Below are 25,284 nucleotides of genomic sequence, written 5' to 3' on the forward strand. Positions count from 1 at the left end.
GAGGCACTGCTCCGTCAGATTGACATCGCCGGCTGGCCATCATACTGTCAGTCCATGCTGAGTCAGGCGTGCCGAGCGTGCAGCGGCGCATGGCCGCAAGCGGACGACCGTGTCACCGATTGCGGTACGAGCGTCCTCTATTTGTTCGAGGATCAGTTCTTTCCAGGCTGGTCGGTGCTCGTTCTGAAGAAACATGCCACAGAGCTGTTCGAACTCTCAGGCGAGGAGCGGCGGGACCTGATGGACGAGGTCAGCTGCGTGGCGCAGGCGCTTGCGATTGTCTTCAAGCCCCTGAAGATCAACTACGAACTGCTCGGCAACCAAATGCCGCACATCCATTGGCATGTGATTCCACGGCTCTCCTCAGACCCGTGTCCCCGTGAACCGGTGTGGAATCATCGGCATGAGCCTGTACCGCTGATTCCCGAAGAGCGGGGTCAGCGCATCAAGGCGATCCGGCAGGAACTCCTGAAGATACGGGCCGCTCGCTGACCGTCACTTGGCGTGGTGACGAAGACCCGCGGCAGGCGCGTACATCAAGTCGGTATATTCTTTTACCATCCGTCGAGTGCAAAACCTCGGCGCAATCGTCCGAATCGCATCCTTGACGATCTGCATCCAACCGCGCGGAATCCCGTCTCGGTCCCGCATGTAATACAGCGGCACGATATCGTGTTCCAGGATTCGATACAGCTGCTCGGCGTCCTGAGCATCCTGTGCCTGCCAATCGGATAGATGCGTGGACGGCTGAATGGGCCATCCGTTTGCGCCGTCGTACCCTTCCTGCCACCAGCCGTCCAACACGCTGAGATTCGGCACGCCATTGAGGGACGCCTTTTGCCCGCTGGTTCCGCTCGCTTCCATTGGCGGCCGAGGCGTGTTCAACCAGACGTCGACACCTTGGACGAGAAACTTCGCCATGTGCATGTCGTAGTCCTCGAGAAACGCGATATGCCCGCCCAAGCCGTGATCGCGGCAAAAGCTGTAGACCTGATGAATGAAGTACCGGCCCGGCTCATCCGCTGGGTGTGCCTTCCCCGCGAAAATGATCTGAACGGGCCGCCACCGGTCCTGTAGGAGAGTTTTCAGGCGGCCGAGCGAATGGAAGATCAAGGGCGCGCGCTTGTAGGTCGCGAAGCGCCGAGCGAACCCGATCGTCAGTGCCTCGGGATCGAGCAATGTTCCGCTGGCGAGAACTTGGGCCGCTTCAAGCCGGCGATGCATCCATCCCGCGCGTGCACGCTCCCGGATGAAACTCATCAATTTTCGTTTGAGCGCCTGACGGATCGCCCAGAGCTCGCCGTCAGGAATTTCGGCGATGCGTTGCCACATCGCCGGATCATCCTGATGGTTGGACCAATCGGGGCGGAGATACTTGCTATACAGATGGTTGAGTTCCGGCGCGACCCACGTCGGCACGTGGACGCCGTTGGTGATGCTCCGGATCGGCACATGATTGTCCGAGAGTCCCGGCCACAAGCCCGCCCACATTTTTCGTGAGACGCGACCATGCTCGCGGCTGACGGCATTGACGTGGGCCGACATGCGGATCGCCAGAGCGGTCATGTTGAACCCGGCGCTCGGCGCGTCGGGGTGTTGACCCAATTGAAAAAACTGGTCGCGCGAGAAGCCCACTTCCTCCCAATAGCGATGAAAATATCGGTCCATCAGATCGAACGGAAAGACGTCGTGGCCGGCGGGTACCGGGGTGTGGGTGGTAAAGACGGTCTGTTGACGAACCGCCTCGACCGCATCGTCATGCGTGCGGCCGCTTTGCACGTGCTCGCGGTAGAGTTCCAGCGTCAGGAAAGCCGAGTGGCCTTCGTTAGCATGCCAGGCCGCAGGTGCAAGGCCGAGCGATCGCAAGACGCGCACGCCCCCAATCCCGAGAAGAATTTCCTGGCAGAGTCGCACCTCTTGGTCGCCGCCGTACAGTCGTGCTGACAGCTCCCGATCGCGTGGCGCGTTTTCCGGCACGTCGGTATCCATCAAATACAGGGTGATCCGGCCGACCCGAATTTGCCATACCAGCACGGTCACGCGGCGATCACCCATCTCCACGACGATGTGCGGCGGCGGGCCCGACGCCGTGAGTGCGGGCGTGATGGGCGACTCGAGGCGATTGAAGGGTTCGTAATGCGCTTCCTGCCAGCCGTCCGGCGTGATCCGTTGGTGAAAGTAGCCTTGAGGATACATGAACCCCAGCCCGACCAGCGGGAGACCCAAGTCGCTCGCTTCCTTACAATGGTCGCCGGCGAGGATTCCCAAGCCACCGCTGTAGATGGGCACCGAGTTGTGCAGGCCGAATTCCGCCGAAAAGTAAGCGATGGGGGGACGGCCGGTGTCCGGGAACTGCAACGCGAACCACGTGTCGTCTGCCGTCACGTACTGGTCGAAGGCCTTCAGGACAGCAGAATATTGGCGGACGAAGACGGGGTCCTCGCTCAATGCTGCCAGGCGGTCCGGCTTGCAGTCTTGAAGGAGCCGCACCGGATTATGGTGCGATAGCCGCCACAGGGTCGGGTCGATCGTCTCAAACAACTGCCGGGCCTCGGGTTTCCAACTCCACCAGAGGTTGTGTGCCAATTCGGAAAGACGATCCAGCCCGCCGGGAAGAGACTCCGGTTCACTCTCGCTCACACGACCTCCTTAAAAAGCAGGGGTAAGGGTAAAGGGTGATGGGGTAAGATTCTTTACCCCTTGAACCCTCTATCCCTTACCCCATCGATTACGCGTGTCCGACCTGTTGCCACGCCGCCCATTTCTCGGAATAGGCGACCGCGGCATACCGTTCACCGAGAATCCGGGTGACACGATTCATCAACCGGTTCAGCTCGCGGATTTCATCTGCTGTGAGGTCCCGTCGAAACTTGGGATGCACTCCCCAGCGCGTCTCGACCGCTTCGCCGTCCAGCGCGGCCATCACGCTGACCAGCTTGATCTCATTGCCAATACCAGGGCGTGGTGCCTGGGGTTGGGCGGGAGGCGGCGCCTTGGCTTCACCGGCTGTCGGTGCAGCGGGACTTTTCCGTTCAAACGCCGCTTGCATGGCCGGGATGGCGGCGGTGACGCATAACGTTGCGGCCGAGGTCACGAGACCGTTTCCCGTCGCATTGAGCAGATGCGCGACCCGGGCGCTGAAAAAGGCCAAGAATTCTTCCTTCGCACGGCTGTCCTCGGTGGCGACAAAGGCGAAACGCTCGTAGCTCTGCCGGCTCTCCGCCACCGCCTGCCCGATCGCAATCGTCACTTCCATCTGGTCAGCATCTGGCGCCAGCGCCGGAGCCAACACGTTCTTGAGTTGGGCCGTGACGTGATCTTCGAGACTGTTCATGAATTCCGGACGGTCTTTGAGCGGCAGATGGAATGCAGCCAACCGGTCCGCCAGATTGAAGAACACCTTCAAGAATTCCAGATAGATCTTCCACTCCTGCGGCGCTTTCAGCTTCAACGCCTGCTCCGGCGCCGAGCGTTTCACCATGGTCACCGACTCGCCCGACACGGCGAGCATCAGACCGGCGACGTCGCGAAGCAGATCCGCATATGGGGACTGGGTCGCAGACATGACACCTCCAAAACGCGCTCCATTATATACAAGTCTCCAGACGCGTCCAAGTCATCGCGCTTTTTCGCTCTCTAGAAGCGCAGCTTGCACTCGATGCCAACGGTCTGTATAAGGGCGTCAGGTTTGGAGGCAACATGGAGCGGGAGGTCAAGCCGTATGTGTTGCGGCGTGCGGCCGAGCAGCCGAGCCACAAGCTCTCGCTCGATTACGCCCAGGCGCTGAACCCACAGCAACTCGCGGCCGTCACGGCGGCCGATGGTCCGTCCCTCGTGATTGCCGGCGCGGGAAGCGGAAAGACGCGGACCCTCGTCTATCGCGTCGCGTATCTCATCGATACGGGAATTGATCCCGGCACAATCCTTCTGCTCACGTTCACGCGGAAATCCGCACAGGAAATGCTGAGTCGAGCCGGGCTATTGATCGGCTCGCGGAGCGAGCATGTCTTCGGCGGGACATTTCACTCCGTCGCGAACGCCTTGCTGCGACAGTACGGGAGGCCAATCGGATTGATGCCGGGATTTACGATTCTCGATCGGGGAGATGCGGAAGACCTGATCAGTCTCTTGCGCGCGCAACTGGGTCTGAGCGAAAAGGATAAGCGTTTCCCGCGCAAAGGAACCATCGCGGAGTTGTTTAGCAAGTGCGTCAACACGCTGCAGCCCCTCGATGACGTGGTCCTGACCGAGTACGCTCACTTCTCGGAGCACCTCGAAGACCTGGATAAGTTGCGGCTCGCGTACGAGGCAGAAAAACGGCGCCGCCAGTTGCTCGACTACGATGATCTCCTCGTGAAGCTCCGCGACCTGCTCGCGGTGGACGAGGGAGCGCGGCAGGCGATATCCAGCCGATTTCGGCACATCCTGGTGGACGAGTATCAGGACACGAATCGCTTGCAGGCCGATCTGATCCGGAACTTGGCCGCGTCGCACGACAACGTCATGGTCGTCGGCGACGATTCACAGTCGATTTACGCCTTCCGGGGAGCGACGTTTCGGAACATCATGGAATTCCCTTCTCTGTTTCCGGGCTGCCGGATCTACAAACTGGAGGAGAACTACCGGAGCACTCAACCGATCTTGAATCTCGCCAATGAAGTCATTCAGCGAGCGGCCGAGAAATATACCAAGCACCTCTTCACGCGAAAGCTGGATGGTCCCTTGCCCGCGTTGGTCCAGGCGGCCGGTGAAAATGCCCAGTCCCGTTTCGTGGCGCAGAAGATTTTGGAGCTTCGTGAGGAGGGCGTGCCGTTGGATGAGATCGCTGTCCTGTTTCGGTCGAGTTTTCATTCATTCGATCTTGAAATCGAGCTCTCGCGACGCAACATTCCGTTCGTCAAGCGCGGCGGCTTCAAGTTCATCGAGACGGCCCACGTCAAAGATCTGCTCGCCCATCTCCGCGTCATCGGCAATCCATTGGATGCCGTGAGCTGGAATCGCGTGCTACTGCTCGTGGAGGGGGTCGGTCCGAAAAAAGCTCAGGACCTGATCGCGTCGTTCTTTAGGGAGGAGCGAAATGGCGGGGAACCGTTGGAATTGCTCGATAGGGTCAGCGGGCGCTCAAGTCGCGGCCTCAAGGAGCTGGCGCGTATGCTTCAAGAAGCGGGTCGAACGGGTGCGCTGACTCCCGCCGAGCAGGTCAATGAGGTGTACGGGTACTATCTGCCGATTCTCAAAGAGCACTATGACGACTATCCCAAGCGAATGCGGGACCTTGAGCACCTCTACAGCATGGCCGAGCGATACGACACCCTCGAGAGCTTCCTGGCCGACCTCGCGCTCGAGCCGCCGGATGAGAGTGTGAGCGATGTCGAAGACAGCGATCGAGACGATGAGCGCGTCGTCCTTTCTACCATTCACTCCGCCAAAGGGTTAGAATGGCAGTCGGTATTCGTGATCTGGGCCGTCGATGGCCGCTTTCCCTCCGCCTATTCGTTCGCGACGGAGGAGGAATTAGAGGAGGAGCGTCGGCTGTTTTACGTTGCGGTCACCCGCGCCAAGCACGATCTCTTTTTAACCTACCCGATCAATGTCTACGACAAAGCCACCGGCTCAGTCCTCTCAAAGCCCACGCGGTTTCTCGATGATGTGCCGTCGACGATGCTCGAGACCTGGGCGTTGGTCGAGGAGGGTGGTTTTCCCGACCGGTGGACCTAGTGTTCGCCGGACTACGCTGTTCGCATTGACGTGGTTGGTTGTCGTTTTGCTGTTGGCCTCCTGGCCCGCCCGAGCCACATCACCCACCATCTCCGGCGTGCTCGAGCGGTTCGTCAGTGAGGCGAAGAAGGCCGGACTCCCAACCCGATTCATCGAAGCGATTCCTGCCGATTTCGTCACCGTCGAGTTCGATGACCTTCACGCGTTTGCCGCCGAGTATCATCTGGACGATCACCGGCTGGTCTTAAATCAAGCCCTAAGCTTCAACGGGGCGGGCGGTACGTTGAAAGGCGTGGCCAAGCTGGCGCCGCGAGAACTTGGCACCGTGTACCATGAGTTGTTCCATGCCTACCTGGATTACCTTCTGTCGCGTCCCCAGCCGGGCATTGCCGACCCATCGGCCGCCAGACTTGTTCAGTTTGCGCATGATCAGCGGCAATGTCGCTATCAGCACGTCACGATCACGCCCATTCTTCAGCGAAAGGGGCAAACCGAAACGCGGTTTCTCACCGAGCGGGAATCATGGGAAGCGCTGCATGAAACGTGGGCGGTCTTCGTCGGATGGTCCATCCGGACAAAGACCGAGCTTCAACGTTCGCGATCTGCGGGCTCACCGAGCCAAAAGAATGGATCCTTACAGCAACAATGGATCAAGCGCCTGATCACAGCTGATCGTAACGGCGAACTGATTGGCTACTATGAGCCTGAGCAAGAGGAGGATCGCGCGGTGACACACAAACGGTATCTCGCGCCCTCTCATCGAATTGCGCCGGCCGAAGTCCAGGTCTTGTTGGAAGACGTGCTCGAATATCCGGCCGACCAGGCGGGACGGATTGCCAATCTGCTGAAGACCGACCACCGCCCACTCCCGGGGAGCGAGCCATGTCCCGTTATCCCGGCTCGGCCACAGACCGTCCGTCCGTGATGCCCTGAAAAACCTGTCATTCCCCCTTGACATCGGGAGGCGGCCTTCGTAAAATTTCTCGCTTCCAGGTCCAATGTCGTTCCCAGCCTGAACAGTAATCCCTATGAATGGTTACATCGAGGGGAAAGCTGTGACTGGGGTCGTTTGCTTTTAAAACCGCATCGGGAAATCGAACGAATTGGCGTGATGTTAGGGCAGGTACCCAAGTGGACAAAGGGGGCAGACTGTAAATCTGTTGCCATCGGCTTCCAAGGTTCGAATCCTTGCCTGCCCACCATACCAAGCTTGCTTGAGCCGTCGCGTTCGATCAACTCACGACGGCGACTGAATACCTCAAGTGATCGTGATACGCGCTTGGTTTTTCGAGTGAGAGAGTGCGGGCGTAGCTCAGTGGTAGAGTTCCAGCCTTCCAAGCTGGCTGTCGCGGGTTCAAATCCCGTCGCCCGCTCCATACCAAGCTTGTTTGAGCCGGTCGCTTCGATCAACTGCGAACCGGAGAGGTATTGTGCCTCACGTGATTTTGAACGCGGCCTACGAGTACCGATGCACTCCGGATCTGCGCAGTCGGATAATGTCTAAGGTGGCTTTTTGTTTTGTAACACGCCCACGTAGCTCAGTCGGTAGAGCACGTCCTTGGTAAGGACGAGGTCACGCGTTCGATCCGCGTCGTGGGCTCCATCAGGGAACTTCTAATCGATCTGAGCCGCTAGTGTGCAGCCCGTCTCACGGTGGCCGAACGGTTGATCACTTAACGGACGAAGGAGGAGGGTATGGCGAAGGCGAAGTTTGAGCGACGCAAGCCCCACGTGAATATTGGGACGATCGGGCACGTGGACCACGGCAAGACGACGCTCACGTCCGCGCTGACGAAGATCTGCAGCGAGCGGGGGATGGCGAAGTTCGTGAGCTACGACGAGGTGGCGAAGGCCAGTGAGTCGCAGGGGCGGCGCGATGCGACGAAGATCATGACGATTGCGATCAGCCACGTCGAGTACGAGACGGACAAGCGGCACTACGCGCACGTGGACTGCCCGGGGCACGCGGATTATGTGAAGAACATGATCACGGGCGCCGCGCAGATGGACGGGGCGATCTTGGTGGTGAGTGCGGCCGATGGGCCGATGCCGCAGACGCGGGAGCATATTTTGTTGGCGCGGCAGGTGGGGGTGCCCTACATCGTCGTGTTTCTGAACAAGGCCGACAAGGTGGATGACAAGGAGTTGCTCGATCTGGTGGAGCTGGAAGTGCGGGAGCTGCTGACCAAGTACGAGTTTCCGGGAGACAAGATTCCGATCATCACGGGGTCGGCGACCAAGGCGATGGAAGGGGATCAGAGCGAGATCGGGGTGCCGGCGATCCTGAAGCTGTTGGAGGCGATCGACACGTACATTCCGACGCCGCAGCGGGCGGTGGACAAGCCGTTTTTGATGCCGATCGAGGACGTCTTTACGATCAGCGGGCGGGGCACGGTGGTGACGGGGCGGTGCGAGCGCGGGGTCGTGAAGGTGGGCGACGAAGTGGAGATCGTGGGGTTGCGGCCGACGGCCAAGACGGTGGTGACCGGGGTGGAGATGTTCCGCAAGGTGCTCGATGAGGGGCAGGCGGGGGACAACATCGGGGTGCTGTTGCGGGGGACGAAGAAGGAAGACGTGGAGCGGGGGATGGTGCTGGCCAAGCCGGCGAGCATCACGCCGCACACGAAGTTCAAGGCGGAGATTTACGTGTTGACGAAGGAGGAGGGCGGGCGGCACACGCCGTTCTTCAACGGGTACCGGCCGCAGTTCTACTTCCGGACGACGGACGTGACGGGGGTGGTGCAGTTGACTCCGGGAGTGGAGATGGTGATGCCGGGGGACAACGTGACGATCACGGCGGAGCTGATTTCGCCGATCGCGATGGATCAGGGGTTGCGGTTTGCGGTGCGCGAGGGCGGCAAGACCGTGGGCTCCGGCATCGTGACGGAAATTCTGGCGTAGAGGGCGAAGGCGGGTCGCTGCTCCGTGCTCGCAGGACGCGCACGCTTCAGAAAGGTGCTCGTCCGATGCGCGCAGTCGAGCAGCTAAACCGCCTTGCCCTCAAAGAGGGAAGGTAAGGGGTATGCGGGAAATCATTTCAATGGCGTGTACGGTCTGCAAGCAGCGGAATTATTCGACGATGAAGAACAAGAAGAATGATCCGGATCGCCTCGAGCGCAACAAGTTCTGCCGCTTCTGCCGTAAACACACCGCCCACAAGGAAGTGAAGTGATGCGAAATCGACCACTGAAGCGGTCTGTTCAACGCGGTCGTCGCCGCGACGATGTGGCGGCGGCGCGCGTATCCGAATTATTTGACGACGGCGGGTATCTACCGCCCTGCGACCTGCGAATCAGAGGGGCATGGTGTTCAACGGCTAGCACGTCGGTCTCCAAAACCGAAGGTCCGGGTTCGATTCCTGGTGCCCCTGCCACGTCGCCGGTCCCGGGGGACAACTAAAGGAGTCCCGATGTTTCAGAAGGCATGGATGTCGACCGTTGAGTTCACCAACGAGGTCAAAAGCGAGTTTCGCAAGATCTCCTTTCCCACGCGCAGTGAAACCGTCGGCTCGACAACCGTCGTCATCGTCTTCTGCATCATCATGTCGTTGTATTTGTCGGTCGTCGACTCGTTTCTCGTATGGCTCGTGAGCAAGATCATCTGAGCAAGTGGTCGGGTGAGAGGAGAGGATGGCTAAAAACTGGTATGTGATTCATACCTATGCCGGGTTCGAAGGCCGGGTCAAGGCCAGCATCGTCGAGCGTGCCAACCAGATGGGCTTGGTCGAGCAGCTCGGGCAGGTCCTGGTGCCGACGGAAGACGTGATTGAAATCAAGGACGGCAAGCGCCGGACGTCGCGCCGCAAGTTTTTTCCCGGCTACGTCCTCGTAGAACTCGAAACCCCGCCGACCGATGAAGCGGTTCAAATGATCAAAGAGACTCCCAAAGTGACGGGCTTTGTGGGGGGAGGGACGAAGCCGTTACCCTTGACCGCCGAAGAAGCGGAATCGTTGCTGAAGCAGGTGGATTCGGGAACGGCCGCGCCACGAGAGCAGATTCGTTTTGTGAAAGGCGATAACGTGCGGATTATCGATGGGCCGTTCATGGGCTTTAATGCCTTGGTCGATGAGGTCGATACCGACCACAACCGCGTCAAGGTACTGGTCAGCATCTTTGGGCGATCGACGCCCGTGGAATTGGGCTTCATGCAGGTGGAGCGAATCTAGGCAGCGGTCCGAGCTGAGTTAAGAATCGCAAGGAGCAGGCATGGCGAAGGAAATCACGGCGCAAATTAAATTGCAGATTCCCGCCGGAAAAGCGAATCCGGCCCCGCCCGTCGGCCCGTCACTGGGCCAGCACGGCGTGAACATTATGGAGTTCTGTAAACAGTTCAACGCCAAGACCCAGAAGGACGGGGACAGCATTATCCCGGTGGTGATCACGGTCTACAAGGATCGGACCTTTACCTTCATCACCCGAACGCCGCCCGCTTCCGATCTGCTCAAGAAAGCGGCTGGGCTGATCAAAGGCTCGGGCGTACCGCATAAAGACAAGGTCGGAAAAATTTCGCGGGCACAGTTGAAAGAGATCGCGACAAAGAAAATGACCGATCTCAACGCTGCCGATGTCGAGGGCGCGATGAAGATCATCGAGGGCACTGCGCGAAGTATGGGGATCGTCATTCAGTAGCGCAGGCCCTCGTCATAGCGCTCGCCAGTGACTGATGGAAGAGGAGAGAGGACATGGGCAAGAAATATGAAGCGGCCGCCGCGAAAGTTGAGCCGAGGCAGTACGCGGTTCGCGAGGCCGTTGATGTCGTGAAGCAAGCGGCGTATGCCAAGTTTGACGAGACGGTCGACCTGGCGCTTCGACTCGGCGTAGACCCCAAGCGCGCGGATCAAATGGTTCGCGGGACGACGGTCTTGCCGCACGGGACCGGGAAAAAGGTGCGGGTCCTCGTCTTTGCGAAGGGCGAGAAGGAGCAGGAAGCCCGGGCGGCTGGCGCCGACTACGTCGGCGCGGACGACTTGATGGAGAAAATCAAGGGTGGCTGGATGGAGTTCGACCAAGCCATTGCCACGCCCGACCTCATGGGCGCGGTCGGGAAGCTCGGGAAGGTGTTGGGGCCGCGCGGTCTGATGCCGAATCCTAAGACGGGCACCGTGACGTTCGAGGTCGGCAAGGCGATCAACGAAATTCGCAAGGGCCGCGTGGAATACAAGGTGGAAAAGGCCGGCATCGTCCACGTGCCCATCGGGAAAGTATCCTTCGACGCCGCCAAACTGCATGAGAATGCCAACGCAGTCCTCGAGTCCGTCATGAAGGCCCGTCCGTCGTCGGTCAAAGGCCGGTATCTCAAAACGGCCACCATGTCGAGCACGATGGGGCCGGGCGTCAAGCTGGACACGATGGCGATAATCAAGCAGTGGAGCTAGCAGCGAGAGAAACGTTCTCGGTACCCGTTAATCCAAATGGTTGGCGCGATTGATTGCTCGGTTAACGATGAACGACTAACGAGCAGGAGAGGCGAATGAAGAAAGAAGAGAAGGCGACGGCGATTGCCGAGTTGCACGAGAAATTCGCCAAGGCGAAACTGGCGGTGATGACTGAGTGCTCGGGGCTTGAGGTCAATCACGTGACCGAACTCCGGAAGCAGTTGCGCGGGGCGAAGGCCGAGCTGAAGGTGGTGAAGAACACCCTTGCGGCCAGGGCCGTCGAGGGGACGAGCCTCGTCGGAGCCAAAGCGTATTTCAAAGGCCCGCTGGCGGTGCTGATCGGCTATGACGATCCGGCCGTCGCCACGAAGATCCTGCGTGACTTCATCAAGGCCGAAAAGCGTGAAGAGAAGATGCGCATCATGGCCGGAGTGCTCGAGGGCAAGGTGCTCCGTCCCGAGCAGTTGCTGGAAGTCGCCAGCCTCCCGTCCAAAGACGTGATGATTTCCATGCTGCTGTCGGCGTTCCAGGGGCCGGCGCGCAATCTGGTGTCCGTACTGAGCGGCGTGCTCAGAAAACTGGTCGGAGTGTTGGTCGCGATTCAGGACAAGAAGAAAGGAGAGGGAGAGATGCCTACAGCGGAGGGAAAGCTTTCTCAGGAAGAGATCATCAACGCCGTCGGCAGCATGAGCGTGCTCGAGCTGTCGGAGTTGGTCAAGGCGTTCGAGAGCAAGTTCGGCGTGACGGCGGCGGCGCCCGTGGCGATCGCGGCGATGCCGGGCGGTGCGGCGGGGGGAGCTGCAGCGGCTCCTGCGGAGGAGAAGACATCGTTCGATGTCATCTTGGCGAGCGCAGCCGCGGATAAGAAAATTCAGGTCATCAAGGTGGTCCGCGAACTGACCAGCCTGGGCCTGAAGGAAGCCAAGGATCTGGTCGAGGGAGCGCCGAAGCCGGTAAAGACCGGCGTGACGAAGGAAGAAGCCGATACGATGAAAAAGAAGTTGGAAGAGAGCGGCGCGAAGGTCGAGATCAAGTAGGATCGCCGTCATAGCGCAATAGCGAAGGCCGGACCGTCCACAATGGAATGGAGGAGCGAGGGATGTTGGAGACGTCGGTCAATGGACTGATCGAGCGGAGAGATTTCTCGAAAATCCGTGCGAACATAGACATTCCCGACCTGATCGGAATCCAGAAACGGTCCTACGAGCAGTTCCTGCAGCTTGAGATGGATCCGGATCGGCGTGAAGACAAGGGACTCCAGGCTGCCTTGGTCAGCGTGTTCCCGATCGCGGATTACAACAACACGGCTGTGTTGGAGTTCTCCAGCTATTCGCTGGGGACTCCCAAATACGACGTCCGCGAGTGTCTGGAGCAGGGCATGACGTATGCCGTGCCGCTGAAGCTGCGAGTGCGGCTCGTGGTCTTCGATAAGGAAGACAAAGGCCCGAAGAAGAAGGTTCTCGACGTCCGCGAACAGGAAGTGTACGTCGGCGAACTGCCGCTGATGACCGAGCGCGGCACGTTCATTATCAACGGGACCGAGCGCGTCGTGGTCAGCCAGCTTCACCGGTCGCCGGGCGCGTCCTTTACGCATGATAAGGGGCGCACGCATGCCAGCGGGAAAGTGCTGTATTCCGCGCGCATCATTCCCTATCGCGGCTCGTGGTTGGACTTCGAATTCGACGCGCGAGACATTCTGTACGTCCGCATCGACCGCCGGCGCAAGATGCCGGCGACCATTCTGCTGAAAGCGTTCGGCTACTCGGGCGACGATCTCCTGAAAATGTACTACCCGGTTGAGGAGATTCGGGTCACGAAGGGCAAGCTGATGCGAAAGCTCGATCCTGAGGTGCATCACGGTCTGCGGTGCCCGATTGAGATCACCGAAAAAGGCGGCAAAGAAGTCATCGTCCGCGAAGGCGCCAAGCTCACCAAGAACACGATTGCCCGGGCCAAGGCGGCCGGCGTCAAAGAGGTTCCGGTGAGTCCGGCTGATCTCATTGGGCGGGCGGTCCTGACCGAACTGATCGATCCGACGACCAAGGAGAAGCTGCTCGACAAGAACCACAAGCTGACGCAAGAGGTGCTCGACAAGGTCGTCGACAGCAACATCGACAGCTTCAAAGCGATCTACCTCGACAGTCCGACGGCGACGCCCGTCATCCTCGACACGCTCGAGATGGAGCGGACCGAGTCGAAGGAAGAGGCGATGGTCGAAATTTACAAGCGCCTTCGCCCGGGGGAAACGCCGTCGATCGAAACCGCCAAAGTGCTGTTCGAAAATCTATTCAACAATGCCAAGCGCTATGACCTGTCGCCGGTTGGTCGGCTCAAGCTCAACAAGAAGCTGGGCCTCGATCTGCCGTTGGAGCAGCGCACGCTGACCGCGCAAGACATCGTCGAAGTCATTCGCTATCTCGTGAACCTGAAGATGGGCAAAGGCGAGATCGACGACATCGACCATTTGGGCAACCGCCGCGTGCGCTCGGTGGGCGAGTTGCTCGAAAACCAGGTGCGGCTCGGGCTCGTCCGGATGGAGCGGAGCATCAAGGAGCGGATGAACCTCCTGGACATGGAGACGGTGCTGCCGCACGACTTGATCAATGCCAAGCCGGTGGTCGCCGCGATCAAGGAATTCTTCAGCAGCAGCCAGCTCTCGCAGTTCATGGACCAGACGAACCCCTTGGCCGAGATCACGCACAAACGTCGGCTGTCGGCGCTCGGGCCGGGCGGTCTGACTCGGGAGCGAGCGGGATTCGAAGTGCGCGACGTTCATCCGTCGCACTACAGCCGCATCTGCCCGATCGAAACGCCGGAAGGGCCCAACATCGGACTGATCACGTCGTTGGCGACGTATGCGCGGATCAACGACTTCGGCTTCATCGAAGCACCCTACCGCAAAGTGCGAAAGGGCAAGGTGACCGAGGAGATCGAATATTTGTCCGCGATCGAAGGCGATCAGTACACCGTCGCCCAGGCGAACTCCAAGCTCGATAACGGCGGCCGATTGGTATCGGAAACCGTCTCGGCTCGGAAGGGCGGGGATTTCGTGACCACGCCTCCGGATCGTGTGGAGTACATGGACGTGTCGCCGAAGCAGGTCGTCAGCGTGGCGACCGCGCTCATTCCGTTCCTCGAGCACGACGATGCGAACCGCGCGTTGATGGGATCGAACATGCAACGACAAGCCGTCCCCCTGATCCGGACGGAGGCACCGTTGGTGGGGACGGGCATGGAAGCGGTCGTCGCGCGGGACTCCGGGTATGTCATTCAGGCGAAACGAGCCGGCGTGGTAGAGAGTGTCGATGCGACACGGATCGTCGTGCGGGCCGAGCCGAAGAAGGGCGAGGGCGGCAAGAAGTCGGACTCGCTGTTGGATGTCTACGATCTGATCAAGTTCCAGCGATCCAATCAGAACACGTGCATCACGCAGAAGCCGGTGGTGCGGGTTGGGCAGCCGGTCAAGAAAGGCCAGGTCTTGGGCGACGGTCCCGCCATGGACAAGGGCGAACTCGCGCTGGGGCAGAACGTGTTGGTCGCGTTCATGCCGTGGGGCGGATTCAACTTCGAAGATGCCATTTTGATCAGCGAACGCCTGGTCAAGGAGGACAAGTTCACCTCGATCCACATCGAGGAATTCGAAGTCGAGGCACGGGATACCAAGCTTGGCAAGGAAGAGATCACGCGGGACATCCCGAACGTCGGAGAGGAAGCGCTCCGGAATCTGGATGAGAGCGGCATCATCCGCATCGGGGCCGAAGTGAAGCCCGGTGACATTCTCGTTGGGAAAGTGACGCCGAAGGGCGAGACCCAGTTGACGCCGGAGGAGAAGCTGCTCCGGGCGATCTTCGGTGAGAAGGCCGGCGATGTGAAGGATACGTCGCTCCAGGTCCCCCCGGGCGTCGAAGGCATCGTCGTCGACGTGAAGATTTTCTCGCGCAAGGGGCTCGATAAGGATGAGCGCTCCAAGAGCATCGAGAATGAAGACGTGCTCAAGCTCCAGCGCGACCACCAGGAAGAATTGCGGATCATCGAAGAAGAGAAGAACAAGAAAATCCGGAAGTTCTTGCTCGGCAAGGTCGTTGGTCGCGATTTGATGGATGCGGATACCGGGGAGGTGACGCTCAAGAAGAAAGGCAAGCTCACCGCCGAGGTCTTGAAGAAGCTCGGCGATGATCAGATCCGGCACATCACGCTGGCCGATCCCGACGAGCAGAAGCAGTTGGAAGAGATCGAGCGTCTGGCGAAGGAACAGATCGAGATCCTGCAGACGCTGTACGACGACAAGGTTGGCCGCCTGAAACGAGGCGATGAATTGCCCCCGGGCGTCATCAAGCTCGTCAAGGTTTACATCGCCATGAAGCGGAAAGTGTCGGTCGGCGATAAGATGGCCGGCCGCCACGGCAATAAGGGCGTGGTCTCGCGGATTCTCCCAGAAGAAGACATGCCGTATCTTCCGGATGGAACACCGGTGGAGATTGTCTTGAATCCGCTTGGCGTGCCGTCTCGTATGAATGTAGGGCAGATCCTGGAAACCCACCTCGGGTGGGCCGCGCGGGCGCTGGGACTGACTGTTGCCAGTCCGGTGTTCGACGGCGCCACGGAGACCGAGATCAAAGACCTGTTGAAGAAGGCGAAGCTGCCCTCGAGCGGGCAGTCGGCGCTGTATGATGGTCGGACCGGGGAGCCGTTCAAGAGCCCCGTGACCGTCGGCTACATGTACATGTTGAAGCTGCATCACTTGGTGGATGATAAGATTCACGCCCGGTCGATCGGCCCGTACTCCCTCGTGACGCAACAGCCGCTGGGGGGGAAGGCGCAATTCGGCGGACAGCGTCTCGGTGAAATGGAGGTGTGGGCCCTGCAGGCGTATGGGGCTGCCTCGACGCTGCAAGAGTTTCTCACGGTAAAGTCGGACGATGTGCCGGGGCGCTCACGAATCTACGAAGCCATCGTCAAGGGCGAGAACTTCCTGGAGCCGGGCTTGCCCGAATCCTTCAACGTACTCGTGAAGGAGCTCCAAAGCCTCGGCCTGGACGTGGAACTGATCAAATCTAGAGACTGAAGATCTCTCATCTCATGCAAAGTGACCGCTCAAAATCGTCGTCCAACAAGGCCGCAGGCGAAGTCAGAACCGGAGGCGTAGCCTTGCGCTACGTCGAGGATTTTGACGAGCCGAGAACGCTGTTGGCGGCGATTTTCAGCGGTTACTAGGAGGGAGAACCTTGGAAGGTATCTACACACTCTTCGAAAAACCGCGCGACTCGATGTCCTTCGATGCCATGCGCATCCGCATCGCCTCGCCGGAGAAAATTCGATCCTGGTCCTACGGAGAAGTGAAAAAACCGGAGACGATCAACTACCGGTCGTTCAAGCCGGAGAAGGACGGATTGTTCTGCGCCAAGATTTTCGGGCCGATCAAGGACTGGGAGTGCAATTGCGGCAAGTACAAGCGAATGAAGCACCGCGGCATCGTCTGCGACAAGTGCGGTGTCGAAGTCATTCAGTCGAAAGTGCGACGTGAACGGATGGGCCATATCGAACTGGCTGCGCCGGTCGCGCACATCTGGTTCCTCAAGGGGGTCCCGAGCCGGATCGGCACGCTGCTGGATATGAGCTTGAAGCACTTGGAGAAGATCCTCTACTTCGAAAGCTATGTCGTCGTCGACCCGGGGACGACCTCACTGAAAGCGCAGGAGTTGTTGACCGAGGATAAGCTCCGGAGCCTGCAGGATGAGCATGGGCCGGGCGCGTTCAAGGCGGGCATCGGCGCGGAGGCGATCCGTGAGCTACTGCGAAAAATCGACATCAACGCGCAGTGGGACGAGTTGCAGAGCAAGTCGAAGACGACGACATCCGTGGCGGTGAAGAAGAAGCTTGCGAAGCGCCTAAAAGTCCTCGAAGCGTTTCGCAAGTCCGGCAACAAGCCCGAATGGATGATTATGGACGTCATCCCGGTGCTCCCGCCCGAGTTGCGCCCGCTCGTGCCCCTGGACGGCGGCCGGTTTGCGACGTCGGACCTGAACGATCTCTATCGTCGGGTGATCAATCGCAACAATCGCTTGAAGCGACTCATGGAGCTGAAGGCGCCGGGGGTGATCATCCGCAACGAAATGCGGATGCTGCAAGAAGCCGTCGATGCCCTGTTCGACAACGGGCGTCGCGGTCGCGCAATCCGGGGGCCGAACAAGCGGCCGTTGAAGTCGTTGAGCGACATGCTCAAGGGCAAGCAGGGCCGGTTCCGTCAAAACCTGCTGGGAAAGCGCGTCGATTACTCCGGCCGTTCGGTGATCGTCGTCGGTCCGGAGCTGCGGCTCAATCAGTGCGGGCTCCCGAAGAAGATGGCATTGGAGCTGTTCAAGCCCTTCATCTTCCACAAGCTGGAAGCGCGCGGCGCGGCGACGACCATCAAGAGCGCCAAGCGGCTTGTCGAGAAAGAGCGGCCCGAGGTGTGGGATGTGCTCGATGAGGTGATTCGCGAGCACCCCGTGCTGCTGAATCGCGCGCCGACCTTGCACCGGTTGGGCATTCAGGCCTTCGACCCGGTCTTGGTCGAGGGTAAAGCGATTCGGCTCCATCCCTTGGTGTGCGCGGCGTTCAACGCCGACTTCGACGGCGACCAAATGGCGGTGCACGTGCCGCTGTCCGTCGAAGCGCAGATCGAGGCGCGCGTGCTCATGATGTCGATCAACAACATCCTCTCGCCGGCGAACGGCAAGCCGATCGCGGTCCCGTCGCAGGACATGGTGCTCGGCTGCTATTGGCTCACGAAAGAGCGCTCGGGCGCCAAGGGCGAAGGGAAGGTGTTTGCGTCGCGCGAAGAAGTGCGGATCGCCTATGACGCGGGCGAGGTCGAAGAGCACGCCAAGATCAAGGTGCGCATCGACGGCAACTTGGTCACGACGACGGTCGGCCGCGTGCTGCTGGGCGAAATCCTGCCGGCATCGATTCCGTTCTCTCAGGCGAATCAGGTGATGACGAAAAAGGAGATGACCAAGCTCATCGACACGGTGTATCGGCAAGCCGGGCACCGGGAGACCGTCATCCTGCTCGATAAGATCAAAGACATCGGCTTCTCCTATGCGACCAAAGCGGGGGCGTCGATCTGCATCGACAACATGCACATCCCGGCGAAGAAGGAAGACCTCATCAATCGCGCGCAGCGCGAGGTGAATGAGATCGAGAAGCAGTACAGCGAAGGCTTGATCACGAACGGCGAGCGCTACAACAAGGTCATCGACATCTGGGCGCACGTGACCGAGCAGGTCGCGGGCGAGATGATGAAGGAGTTGAGCGTCGGCGGCGACGGCAACGCCTTCAACCCGATCTTCATGATGGCCGACTCCGGCGCACGCGGCAGCTCCCAGCAGATCCGCCAGCTCGGCGGTATGCGGGGCCTGATGGCCAAGCCGTCCGGCGAGATCATCGAAACGCCGATCACGGCCAATTTCCGCGAAGGGTTGACGGTGTTGCAATACTTCATCTCGACCCACGGTGCGCGGAAGGGTCTGGCCGACACCGCGTTGAAGACGGCAAACTCCGGCTATCTCACGCGGCGGTTGGTCGATATTTCACAGGACGTGATCGTCACCGAGGAGGACTGCGGGACGACCGACGGCATCATGGTTACCGCGCTCGTTGAAGGCGGCGAGATCATCCAGCCGTTGGAGGATCGTATCCTGGGGCGCTTGGCGGCGGAAGACATTCGCGATCCGCTGACCGGTGAGATCATCGTCAAGGCCAACGAAGAGATCGACGAGGAGCGGGCGAAGAGCGTCGTCGAGGCGGGCGTCGATCGGGTGAGTATCCGGTCGGTGCTGACATGCCAGTCGCGGCGGGGCGTCTGCGTGAAATGCTATGGACGCGATCTCTCGCGCGGCCGGTTGGTCGAGAAGGGCGAGCCGGTGGGGGTAATCGCGGCGCAGTCGATCGGTGAGCCGGGGACTCAGCTCACGATGCGCACGTTCCACATCGGTGGCACGGCGAGCAAGGTCGTTGAGCAAACGGTCCTCGAAGCCAAGCATGCGGGTTCGCTTAAGTTCATGAGCTTCGATGCGAAGAAGAACGCGGACATCCACAATCCCTCGATGGCGGTTAAGAACAAAGAGGGCGAGTGGGTGGTGATGAACCGCAACGCGAAGATCGCGATCTATGATGAAAACGGGCGTGAACGCGAAAAGTACCCGGTTGTCTACGGGGCGCGGATCAAGGTGAAAGACGGCGGCCATGTCGAGATCGGACAAAAGCTGGTCGAATGGGATCCGTATTCGATCTCGATCTTGACGGATGTGGGCGGTCGGGTTGCCTATGGCGACATCACCGAAGGCGTCACGATGAAGGAGGAGTTCGACGAGGTCACCGGATTGTCGCGCAAGGTGATCATCGAGCACTCCGGTACGACGCTCCGGCCGCGGCTGTCGATCAAGGATGAAAGCGGGAAGACCGCAAAGGTCGCGGGCGCGACGGGCGTCGCGCGCTATCTGTTGCCCGTCGGTGCGCACATCCTCGTCGAGAAGGGCAGCACCGTGCATCCGGGCGACGTGCTGGCCAAGATTCCACGCGAGACGACCAAGACCAAGGACATCACCGGCGGCTTGCCGCGCGTCGCTGAATTGTTTGAAGCTCGCAAGCCCAAGGAGCAAGCCGTCATCAGCGAGATCGACGGCGAGGTGTCGTACGAGGGCTTTGTCAAAGGTATGCGCAAAGTGATCGTCGACAACAAGGTCGGGGATCGCAAAGAGTATTTGATTCCCAAGGGCAAGCACGTCAACGTGCACGAAGGGGATTGGGTTCGCGCGGGCGAACCGCTGATGGATGGTTCCGCGAATCCGCACGACATCCTGGACGTGTTAGGGCCCAAAGAACTCCAGAAGTATCTGGTGGACGAGGTTCAAGACGTCTACCGGCTGCAGGGCGTATCGATCAACGACAAGCACATCGAGATCATCGTGCGCCAGATGTTGCGGAAGGTTCGCATCGAAGATCCGGGCGACACCGATTTCTTGCCCGGCAGTCAGGTGAGCCGGTTCGAGTTCGAGGACAAGAACGAGCACGTCATCGCGAACGGGGGCCGGCCGGCGCTTGGCAAGCCGGTCTTGCTCGGTATCACCAAGGCGGCGTTGACGACGGACAGCTTCATCTCAGCGGCGTCGTTCCAAGAAACGACGCGGGTTCTCACCGAAGCCGCGATCAACGGGAAAGAAGACCAGCTCTTGGGGTTGAAGGAAAACGTCATCGTCGGTCGGCTGATCCCGGCCGGAACCGGCTTCGAGGAATACCGCGATACGTTCGTGATCAGTCCCAAGCAGGAACCGGCGCCTGAATTGACGGGTGAGCCGGTGGGCATCGCCCACGATTCGCAGTCGAAGGTCGAGAGCGGTACAACGGAAGCATAGATCACGGTGAGCAGCGCGCGCTGCTTGACACAGCGCGCGCTGCTCATTATAATCCGTCGGCTTTGGGCGGATCGATGCACGGTGAAGAAGCCGGGCGTTGACGATCGAGACAGCTAGAGCGAGCGACTAAGGAAAAGGGCGGTATGCCAACGATCAATCAGCTTGTGAGGCAGGGACGGCGGCTCGCGACGGGCAAAACGAAGAGCCCGGCGCTCAAGGAGTGCCCCCAAAAGCGGGGCGTCTGCATTCGCGTTTACACCTCCACTCCGAAGAAGCCAAATTCCGCGCTCCGCAAAGTCGCCCGCGTGCGGCTCACCAACGGCATGGAAGTCACATCATATATTCCCGGCGTGGGGCACAACTTGCAGGAGCACTCGATTGTCCTCGTGCGGGGTGGCCGGGTCAAGGATTTGCCGGGCGTGCGATACCACATCGTGCGCGGGGCGTTGGATGCGGTCGGCGTCGCGAATCGCAAGCAGGGGCGATCCAAGTACGGCGCGAAGCGTCCGAAATAATCCAATGAGCGACTGCAGGCTGTTGAAAAACGATAGTCGGGCACCAGAAGCAACAATGCCAGGATGTTCAAAAAGGCTGTCCAGCAAGGCCGCAGCGAGCGAGGGGGCGAGGCGTACTCTTGCTTGTACGTTGAGCCTCCGAACGATGCGAGAGCGGCGCTGGCGGCCTTTTTTAACATCCTGGTAAGTAAGGAAAGCAGGGCAATGCCGAGACGACCGATATTCGGGCAGCGTGAAGTGAGTGCCGATCCTCGCTATCACGACAAGCTGGTCGGAAAGTTTATTAATGTGCTGATGGCTGGCGGCAAGAAAAGTGTGGCCGAGCGGGTCTGTTACGGGGCGTTCGATGTGATTCAGCAAAAGACCGGGAACGATCCGCTGAAAGTATTCCGAGCTGCGGTCGATAACGTGAAGCCGGTTGTTGAGGTGAAGTCCCGCCGGGTCGGTGGTGCTTCGTATCAAGTGCCGGTTGAGATTCGTCCTGTCCGCCGCATGTCCTTGGCTTTGCGATGGCTCTCGGAATACTCGAAAGGGCGCGGCGGGAAGAGCATGGCGGAGAAGTTGGCCGGGGAACTGCTCGATGCGGCCAATAATACCGGCGCGTCCGTGAAGAAACGGGAAGATACACACCGCATGGCAGAAGCCAACAAGGCCTTCGCACACTACCGCTGGTAATCAGGGTTCAGAGTTAAGTTGTTCGTGCTGCAGTGAGCCACGCTGCGTTGTGCAGGTGGGTGGTTCTGCACCGCAGTGTCGTGGGCGTGGCTGCTGCAGCATCGTTATTTTTCGGAGGATCACGTGGCCAGGCGAGTTTCCCTGGATCGAACCAGAAATATCGGCATCATGGCGCACATCGATGCCGGCAAGACTACAACGACGGAGCGGATCCTGTTCTACACCGGTGTGTCACATCGCATGGGCGAAGTGCACGACGGGGCGGCAACGATGGACTGGATGGAGCAGGAACGCGAACGCGGGATCACGATTACGTCGGCCGCGACGACCTGCTTCTGGCGCGACCATCGGATCAATATTATCGATACGCCGGGGCACGTCGATTTTACCATCGAGGTCGAGCGATCGTTGCGGGTCCTCGATGGCGCCGTCGCCGTCTTTGACTCGGTCCAAGGTGTTGAGCCGCAATCCGAGACGGTCTGGCGACAGGCCGACAAGTATCGGGTGCCGCGCATTGCGTTCATGAACAAGATGGATCGTATCGGCGCCGATTTCTTTGCAAGCGTACAATCCATGATCGACCGGTTGGGCGCAACCCCGGTGCCGATTCAGTTGCCGATCGGGCGCGAAGCGGAGTTCAAAGGCTCCATCGACCTCGTCACCATGAAGGCGTACGTGTACGACGATGAAACGCTCGGCGCCAAGTACAAGGTCGAGGAGATTCCCGCCAACCTGCTCGAGCAGGCTCAGCAGTACCGCGAAAAAATGTTGGAAGCGGTCGCCGAGCACGACGAGCATGTGCTCGAGTGCTATCTGAACGGAGAGGCGCTGACCGAGGAGGAGATCCGACGCGCCATTCGGGCGGGTGCGATCGCGATGAAAGTCACGCCGGTGCTGTGCGGCGCCTCCTTTAAGAATAAGGGCGTGCAGCAGCTCCTCGACGGCGTGGTCGATTTTCTGCCGTCCCCGCTCGATATTCCGCCCGTCGTTGGAGTGGATCCCAACAGCGGAAAGGAGCTGAAGCGGCAGTCGAGCGACGATGAGCCGTTTGCCGCGCTCGCGTTCAAGATCATGACTGATCCCTTCGCGGGGCAGCTCACGTATTTCCGCATGTACTCGGGCACGCTCAAGACCGGGACCGCGGTCTACAATGCGACCAAAAATACGAAAGAGCGCGTCGGGCGGCTGCTCAAAATGCACGCCAACAAGCGGGAGGAAATTGAAGAGGTCTATGCCGGAGACATCGCAGCCGCGGTGGGCCTGAAGGGCGCGACCACCGGCGATACGCTGTGCGATGAAAAGAATCCGATCTTGCTCGAGGTGATGAAATTCCCCGAGCCGGTCATTTCAATGGCGATTGAGCCAAAGACCAAGCAGGATCAGGAAAAGCTCGGGTTTTCGCTCCAAAAGCTTGCACAGGAAGATCCGTCGTTTCGCGTGCGCACCGACGAAGAGACTGCGCAGACCATCATTTCGGGAATGGGTGAGTTGCATCTGGAGATCATCGTCGATCGTCTCTTGCGGGAGTTCAAGGTCGAGGCCAACGTCGGCAAGCCGGAAGTGGCCTACCGTGAAACCATCCGGCGACGCGCGGAAGCCGAAGGCAAGTACATCAAGCAAACCGGCGGGCGTGGCCAGTACGGGCACGTGGTCATGACGGTCGAGCCCAGTGAGCCGGGGAAGGGCTTTGAATTCGTCAACAAGATTGTCGGTGGCGCGATTCCCAGGGAATACATCCCGGCCATCGAAAAGGGCGTTCGCGAGCGCATGGAAACCGGTGTGCTTGCGGGCTATCCGGTCCGCGATGTCCGTGTGACGATCACCGACGGGTCCTACCATGATGTGGATTCGAATGAAATGGCATTCAAGATTGCCGCCTCGATGGGGTTCCAGGAGGCCTGTCGTCGTGCCGAACCGGTGTTGCTCGAGCCGATCATGAAGGTCGAGGTGCTCGTTCCCCAAGAATATATGGGCGACGTGATCGGCAATTTGAACGGGCGGCGCGGAAAGATCCAAGGTATCAAGGTGCGCGCCGGCTCGCAGGCGGTCGAGGCCTCCGTGCCTCTGAGCGAAATGTTCGGCTACGCCACGGATCTCCGATCGAGGACTCAAGGGCGCGCGACCTACAGTATGGAGTTCGACCGATACGAGCAGGTTCCGAAGCAGATTGCCGAGCAGATTATTGCCAAGAACCAAGGTGGGTGACAGGTAATCTCCTTGTATCCGGTTGCTTCGCGGCGACCGGCCTACCAAGGTTGAGAAGGAGGAGGGTATGGCGAAGGCGAAGTTTGAGCGACGCAAGCCCCACGTGAATATTGGGACGATCGGGCACGTGGACCACGGCAAGACGACGCTCACGTCCGCGCTGACGAAGATCTGCAGCGAGCGGGGGATGGCGAAGTTCGTGAGCTACGACGAGGTGGCGAAGGCCAGTGAGTCGCAGGGGCGGCGCGATGCGACGAAGATCATGACGATTGCGATCAGCCACGTCGAGTACGAGACGGACAAGCGGCACTACGCGCACGTGGACTGCCCGGGGCACGCGGATTATGTGAAGAACATGATCACGGGCGCCGCGCAGATGGACGGGGCGATCTTGGTGGTGAGTGCGGCCGATGGGCCGATGCCGCAGACGCGGGAGCATATTTTGTTGGCGCGGCAGGTGGGGGTGCCCTACATCGTCGTGTTTCTGAACAAGGCCGACAAGGTGGATGACAAGGAGTTGCTCGATCTGGTGGAGCTGGAAGTGCGGGAGCTGCTGACCAAGTACGAGTTTCCGGGAGACAAGATTCCGATCATCACGGGGTCGGCGACCAAGGCGATGGAAGGGGATCAGAGCGAGATCGGGGTGCCGGCGATCCTGAAGCTGTTGGAGGCGATCGACACGTACATTCCGACGCCGCAGCGGGCGGTGGACAAGCCGTTTTTGATGCCGATCGAGGACGTCTTTACGATCAGCGGGCGGGGCACGGTGGTGACGGGGCGGTGCGAGCGCGGGGTCGTGAAGGTGGGCGACGAAGTGGAGATCGTGGGGTTGCGGCCGACGGCCAAGACGGTGGTGACCGGGGTGGAGATGTTCCGCAAGGTGCTCGATGAGGGGCAGGCGGGGGACAACATCGGGGTGCTGTTGCGGGGGACGAAGAAGGAAGACGTGGAGCGGGGGATGGTGCTGGCCAAGCCGGCGAGCATCACGCCGCACACGAAGTTCAAGGCGGAGATTTACGTGTTGACGAAGGAGGAGGGCGGGCGGCACACGCCGTTCTTCAACGGGTACCGGCCGCAGTTCTACTTCCGGACGACGGACGTGACGGGGGTGGTGCAGTTGACTCCGGGAGTGGAGATGGTGATGCCGGGGGACAACGTGACGATCACGGCGGAGCTGATTTCGCCGATCGCGATGGATCAGGGGTTGCGGTTTGCGGTGCGCGAGGGCGGCAAGACCGTGGGCTCCGGCATCGTGACGGAAATTCTGGCGTGAGTGGCGGGTCCTGTCGCCGAACAGCCCAGCCGTGCTCGCTCCACCCATCCCCCAGTGGGGGCCCTTACGCTGCGCGCGGCTAGGCGCCCAGTTCGGCGCCACCCGCCGCTCAATTGGTTGGAGAAGTA

General features: G+C 60.0%; 18 protein-coding genes, 4 tRNA genes and 1 pseudogene. 21 read left to right on the forward strand and 2 right to left on the reverse strand.

Features of this window, described 5'->3' with window-relative positions:
* The first annotated feature begins 54 nt into the window (after positions 1-54).
* Positions 55-492, forward strand: a complete 438-nt coding sequence (locus AC1U7K_RS02230; protein ID WP_480249171.1) for an HIT family protein — start codon at positions 55-57, stop codon at positions 490-492.
* 3 nt (positions 493-495) lie between these two features.
* Here the strand turns inward: AC1U7K_RS02230 and glgP are convergent, their stop codons facing one another.
* Both glgP and AC1U7K_RS02240 read right to left on the reverse strand, forming a co-directional pair.
* Entirely contained in the window at positions 496-2,640 is a 2,145-nt protein-coding gene (glgP, locus tag AC1U7K_RS02235; protein WP_480249172.1) for an alpha-glucan family phosphorylase, read from the reverse strand.
* Positions 2,641-2,728: 88 nt separating this feature from the next.
* Positions 2,729-3,565: a hypothetical protein gene (locus AC1U7K_RS02240; RefSeq protein WP_480249173.1), complete on the reverse strand. Its 837-nt coding sequence runs from the start codon at positions 3,563-3,565 to the stop codon at positions 2,729-2,731.
* 134 nt (positions 3,566-3,699) lie between these two features.
* On the opposite strand from AC1U7K_RS02240, the gene AC1U7K_RS02245 reads away from it, so the two are divergent.
* The 20 genes and pseudogenes from AC1U7K_RS02245 (at position 3,700) to tuf (AC1U7K_RS02340) (ending at position 25,156) form a co-directional block, all read left to right on the forward strand.
* Positions 3,700-5,718 carry an ATP-dependent helicase gene (locus tag AC1U7K_RS02245; RefSeq protein WP_480249174.1) on the forward strand — a complete coding sequence of 673 codons (2,019 nt, stop codon included), beginning with the start codon at positions 3,700-3,702 and terminating at the stop codon, positions 5,716-5,718.
* Positions 5,719-5,752: 34 nt separating this feature from the next.
* Positions 5,753-6,643, forward strand: a complete 891-nt coding sequence (locus AC1U7K_RS02250; RefSeq protein ID WP_480249175.1) for a hypothetical protein — start codon at positions 5,753-5,755, stop codon at positions 6,641-6,643.
* A 192-nt stretch (positions 6,644-6,835) separates the two neighbouring features.
* Positions 6,836-6,920: transfer RNA gene (locus AC1U7K_RS02255), tRNA-Tyr, on the forward strand.
* Between the two features lie 99 nt (positions 6,921-7,019).
* Positions 7,020-7,094: transfer RNA gene (locus tag AC1U7K_RS02260), tRNA-Gly, on the forward strand.
* Positions 7,095-7,245: 151 nt separating this feature from the next.
* Positions 7,246-7,321: transfer RNA gene (locus AC1U7K_RS02265), tRNA-Thr, on the forward strand.
* A gap of 92 nt (positions 7,322-7,413) precedes the next feature.
* The gene (tuf, locus tag AC1U7K_RS02270) at positions 7,414-8,619 is read left to right on the forward strand and encodes an elongation factor Tu (RefSeq protein WP_480249176.1); all 1,206 of its coding nucleotides are present in this window, start codon (positions 7,414-7,416) and stop codon (positions 8,617-8,619) included.
* A 121-nt stretch (positions 8,620-8,740) separates the two neighbouring features.
* Positions 8,741-8,890, forward strand: a complete 150-nt coding sequence (gene rpmG, locus AC1U7K_RS02275; protein WP_480249177.1) for a 50S ribosomal protein L33 — start codon at positions 8,741-8,743, stop codon at positions 8,888-8,890.
* A 124-nt stretch (positions 8,891-9,014) separates the two neighbouring features.
* Positions 9,015-9,091: transfer RNA gene (locus tag AC1U7K_RS02280), tRNA-Trp, on the forward strand.
* A gap of 36 nt (positions 9,092-9,127) precedes the next feature.
* Positions 9,128-9,322 carry a preprotein translocase subunit SecE gene (gene secE / locus AC1U7K_RS02285; protein ID WP_480249178.1) on the forward strand — a complete coding sequence of 65 codons (195 nt, stop codon included), beginning with the start codon at positions 9,128-9,130 and terminating at the stop codon, positions 9,320-9,322.
* 25 nt (positions 9,323-9,347) lie between these two features.
* A complete protein-coding gene (gene nusG, locus AC1U7K_RS02290; protein WP_480249179.1) occupies positions 9,348-9,884 on the forward strand; it encodes a transcription termination/antitermination protein NusG in 537 nt (178 codons plus the stop codon).
* A 40-nt stretch (positions 9,885-9,924) separates the two neighbouring features.
* Positions 9,925-10,347: a 50S ribosomal protein L11 gene (gene rplK, locus AC1U7K_RS02295; RefSeq protein ID WP_480249180.1), complete on the forward strand. Its 423-nt coding sequence runs from the start codon at positions 9,925-9,927 to the stop codon at positions 10,345-10,347.
* 53 nt (positions 10,348-10,400) lie between these two features.
* Positions 10,401-11,093 carry a 50S ribosomal protein L1 gene (gene rplA / locus AC1U7K_RS02300; protein ID WP_480249181.1) on the forward strand — a complete coding sequence of 231 codons (693 nt, stop codon included), beginning with the start codon at positions 10,401-10,403 and terminating at the stop codon, positions 11,091-11,093.
* A gap of 95 nt (positions 11,094-11,188) precedes the next feature.
* Positions 11,189-11,695, forward strand: a pseudogene (gene rplJ / locus AC1U7K_RS02305) (50S ribosomal protein L10); the annotation flags it as partial.
* 27 nt (positions 11,696-11,722) lie between these two features.
* Positions 11,723-12,130, forward strand: coding sequence for a 50S ribosomal protein L7/L12 (gene rplL / locus AC1U7K_RS02310; RefSeq protein ID WP_480249242.1), 408 nt, complete (start codon positions 11,723-11,725; stop codon positions 12,128-12,130).
* Positions 12,131-12,192: 62 nt separating this feature from the next.
* Complete coding sequence (gene rpoB, locus AC1U7K_RS02315; RefSeq protein WP_480249182.1) at positions 12,193-16,158, forward strand: DNA-directed RNA polymerase subunit beta; 3,966 nt, start codon at positions 12,193-12,195, stop codon at positions 16,156-16,158.
* A 160-nt stretch (positions 16,159-16,318) separates the two neighbouring features.
* Positions 16,319-20,488 carry a DNA-directed RNA polymerase subunit beta' gene (gene rpoC, locus AC1U7K_RS02320; RefSeq protein ID WP_480249183.1) on the forward strand — a complete coding sequence of 1,390 codons (4,170 nt, stop codon included), beginning with the start codon at positions 16,319-16,321 and terminating at the stop codon, positions 20,486-20,488.
* Between the two features lie 143 nt (positions 20,489-20,631).
* On the forward strand, positions 20,632-21,003 hold the full coding sequence (gene rpsL, locus AC1U7K_RS02325; protein WP_480249184.1) for a 30S ribosomal protein S12: 372 nt from the start codon (positions 20,632-20,634) through the stop codon (positions 21,001-21,003).
* Positions 21,004-21,207: 204 nt separating this feature from the next.
* Positions 21,208-21,678, forward strand: a complete 471-nt coding sequence (gene rpsG / locus AC1U7K_RS02330) for a 30S ribosomal protein S7 (protein WP_480249185.1) — start codon at positions 21,208-21,210, stop codon at positions 21,676-21,678.
* A 123-nt stretch (positions 21,679-21,801) separates the two neighbouring features.
* Positions 21,802-23,883 (forward strand): elongation factor G, encoded by a 2,082-nt coding sequence (fusA, locus tag AC1U7K_RS02335; RefSeq protein WP_480249186.1) that lies wholly within the window; start codon positions 21,802-21,804, stop codon positions 23,881-23,883.
* 67 nt (positions 23,884-23,950) lie between these two features.
* On the forward strand, positions 23,951-25,156 hold the full coding sequence (tuf, locus tag AC1U7K_RS02340) for an elongation factor Tu (RefSeq protein ID WP_480249176.1): 1,206 nt from the start codon (positions 23,951-23,953) through the stop codon (positions 25,154-25,156).
* Positions 25,157-25,284 lie beyond the last annotated feature (128 nt).

It is taken from the genome of Nitrospira sp. Vd2 (assembly GCF_979581665.1).

Coding starts and splice junctions, on each gene's coding strand:
- rplA (WP_480249181.1), top strand. CDS start 10,401: ATGGGCAAGAAATATGAAGCGGCCGCCGCGAAAGTTGAGCCGAGGCAG.
- AC1U7K_RS02245 (WP_480249174.1), top strand. CDS start 3,700: ATGGAGCGGGAGGTCAAGCCGTATGTGTTGCGGCGTGCGGCCGAGCAG.
- AC1U7K_RS02230 (WP_480249171.1), top strand. CDS start 55: ATGCTGAGTCAGGCGTGCCGAGCGTGCAGCGGCGCATGGCCGCAAGCG.
- rplL (WP_480249242.1), top strand. CDS start 11,723: ATGCCTACAGCGGAGGGAAAGCTTTCTCAGGAAGAGATCATCAACGCC.
- secE (WP_480249178.1), top strand. CDS start 9,128: ATGTTTCAGAAGGCATGGATGTCGACCGTTGAGTTCACCAACGAGGTC.
- rpsL (WP_480249184.1), top strand. CDS start 20,632: ATGCCAACGATCAATCAGCTTGTGAGGCAGGGACGGCGGCTCGCGACG.
- tuf (WP_480249176.1), top strand. CDS start 23,951: ATGGCGAAGGCGAAGTTTGAGCGACGCAAGCCCCACGTGAATATTGGG.
- rpmG (WP_480249177.1), top strand. CDS start 8,741: ATGCGGGAAATCATTTCAATGGCGTGTACGGTCTGCAAGCAGCGGAAT.
- nusG (WP_480249179.1), top strand. CDS start 9,348: ATGGCTAAAAACTGGTATGTGATTCATACCTATGCCGGGTTCGAAGGC.
- AC1U7K_RS02240 (WP_480249173.1), bottom strand. CDS start 3,565: ATGTCTGCGACCCAGTCCCCATATGCGGATCTGCTTCGCGACGTCGCC.
- rpsG (WP_480249185.1), top strand. CDS start 21,208: ATGCCGAGACGACCGATATTCGGGCAGCGTGAAGTGAGTGCCGATCCT.
- rplK (WP_480249180.1), top strand. CDS start 9,925: ATGGCGAAGGAAATCACGGCGCAAATTAAATTGCAGATTCCCGCCGGA.
- tuf (WP_480249176.1), top strand. CDS start 7,414: ATGGCGAAGGCGAAGTTTGAGCGACGCAAGCCCCACGTGAATATTGGG.
- rpoB (WP_480249182.1), top strand. CDS start 12,193: ATGTTGGAGACGTCGGTCAATGGACTGATCGAGCGGAGAGATTTCTCG.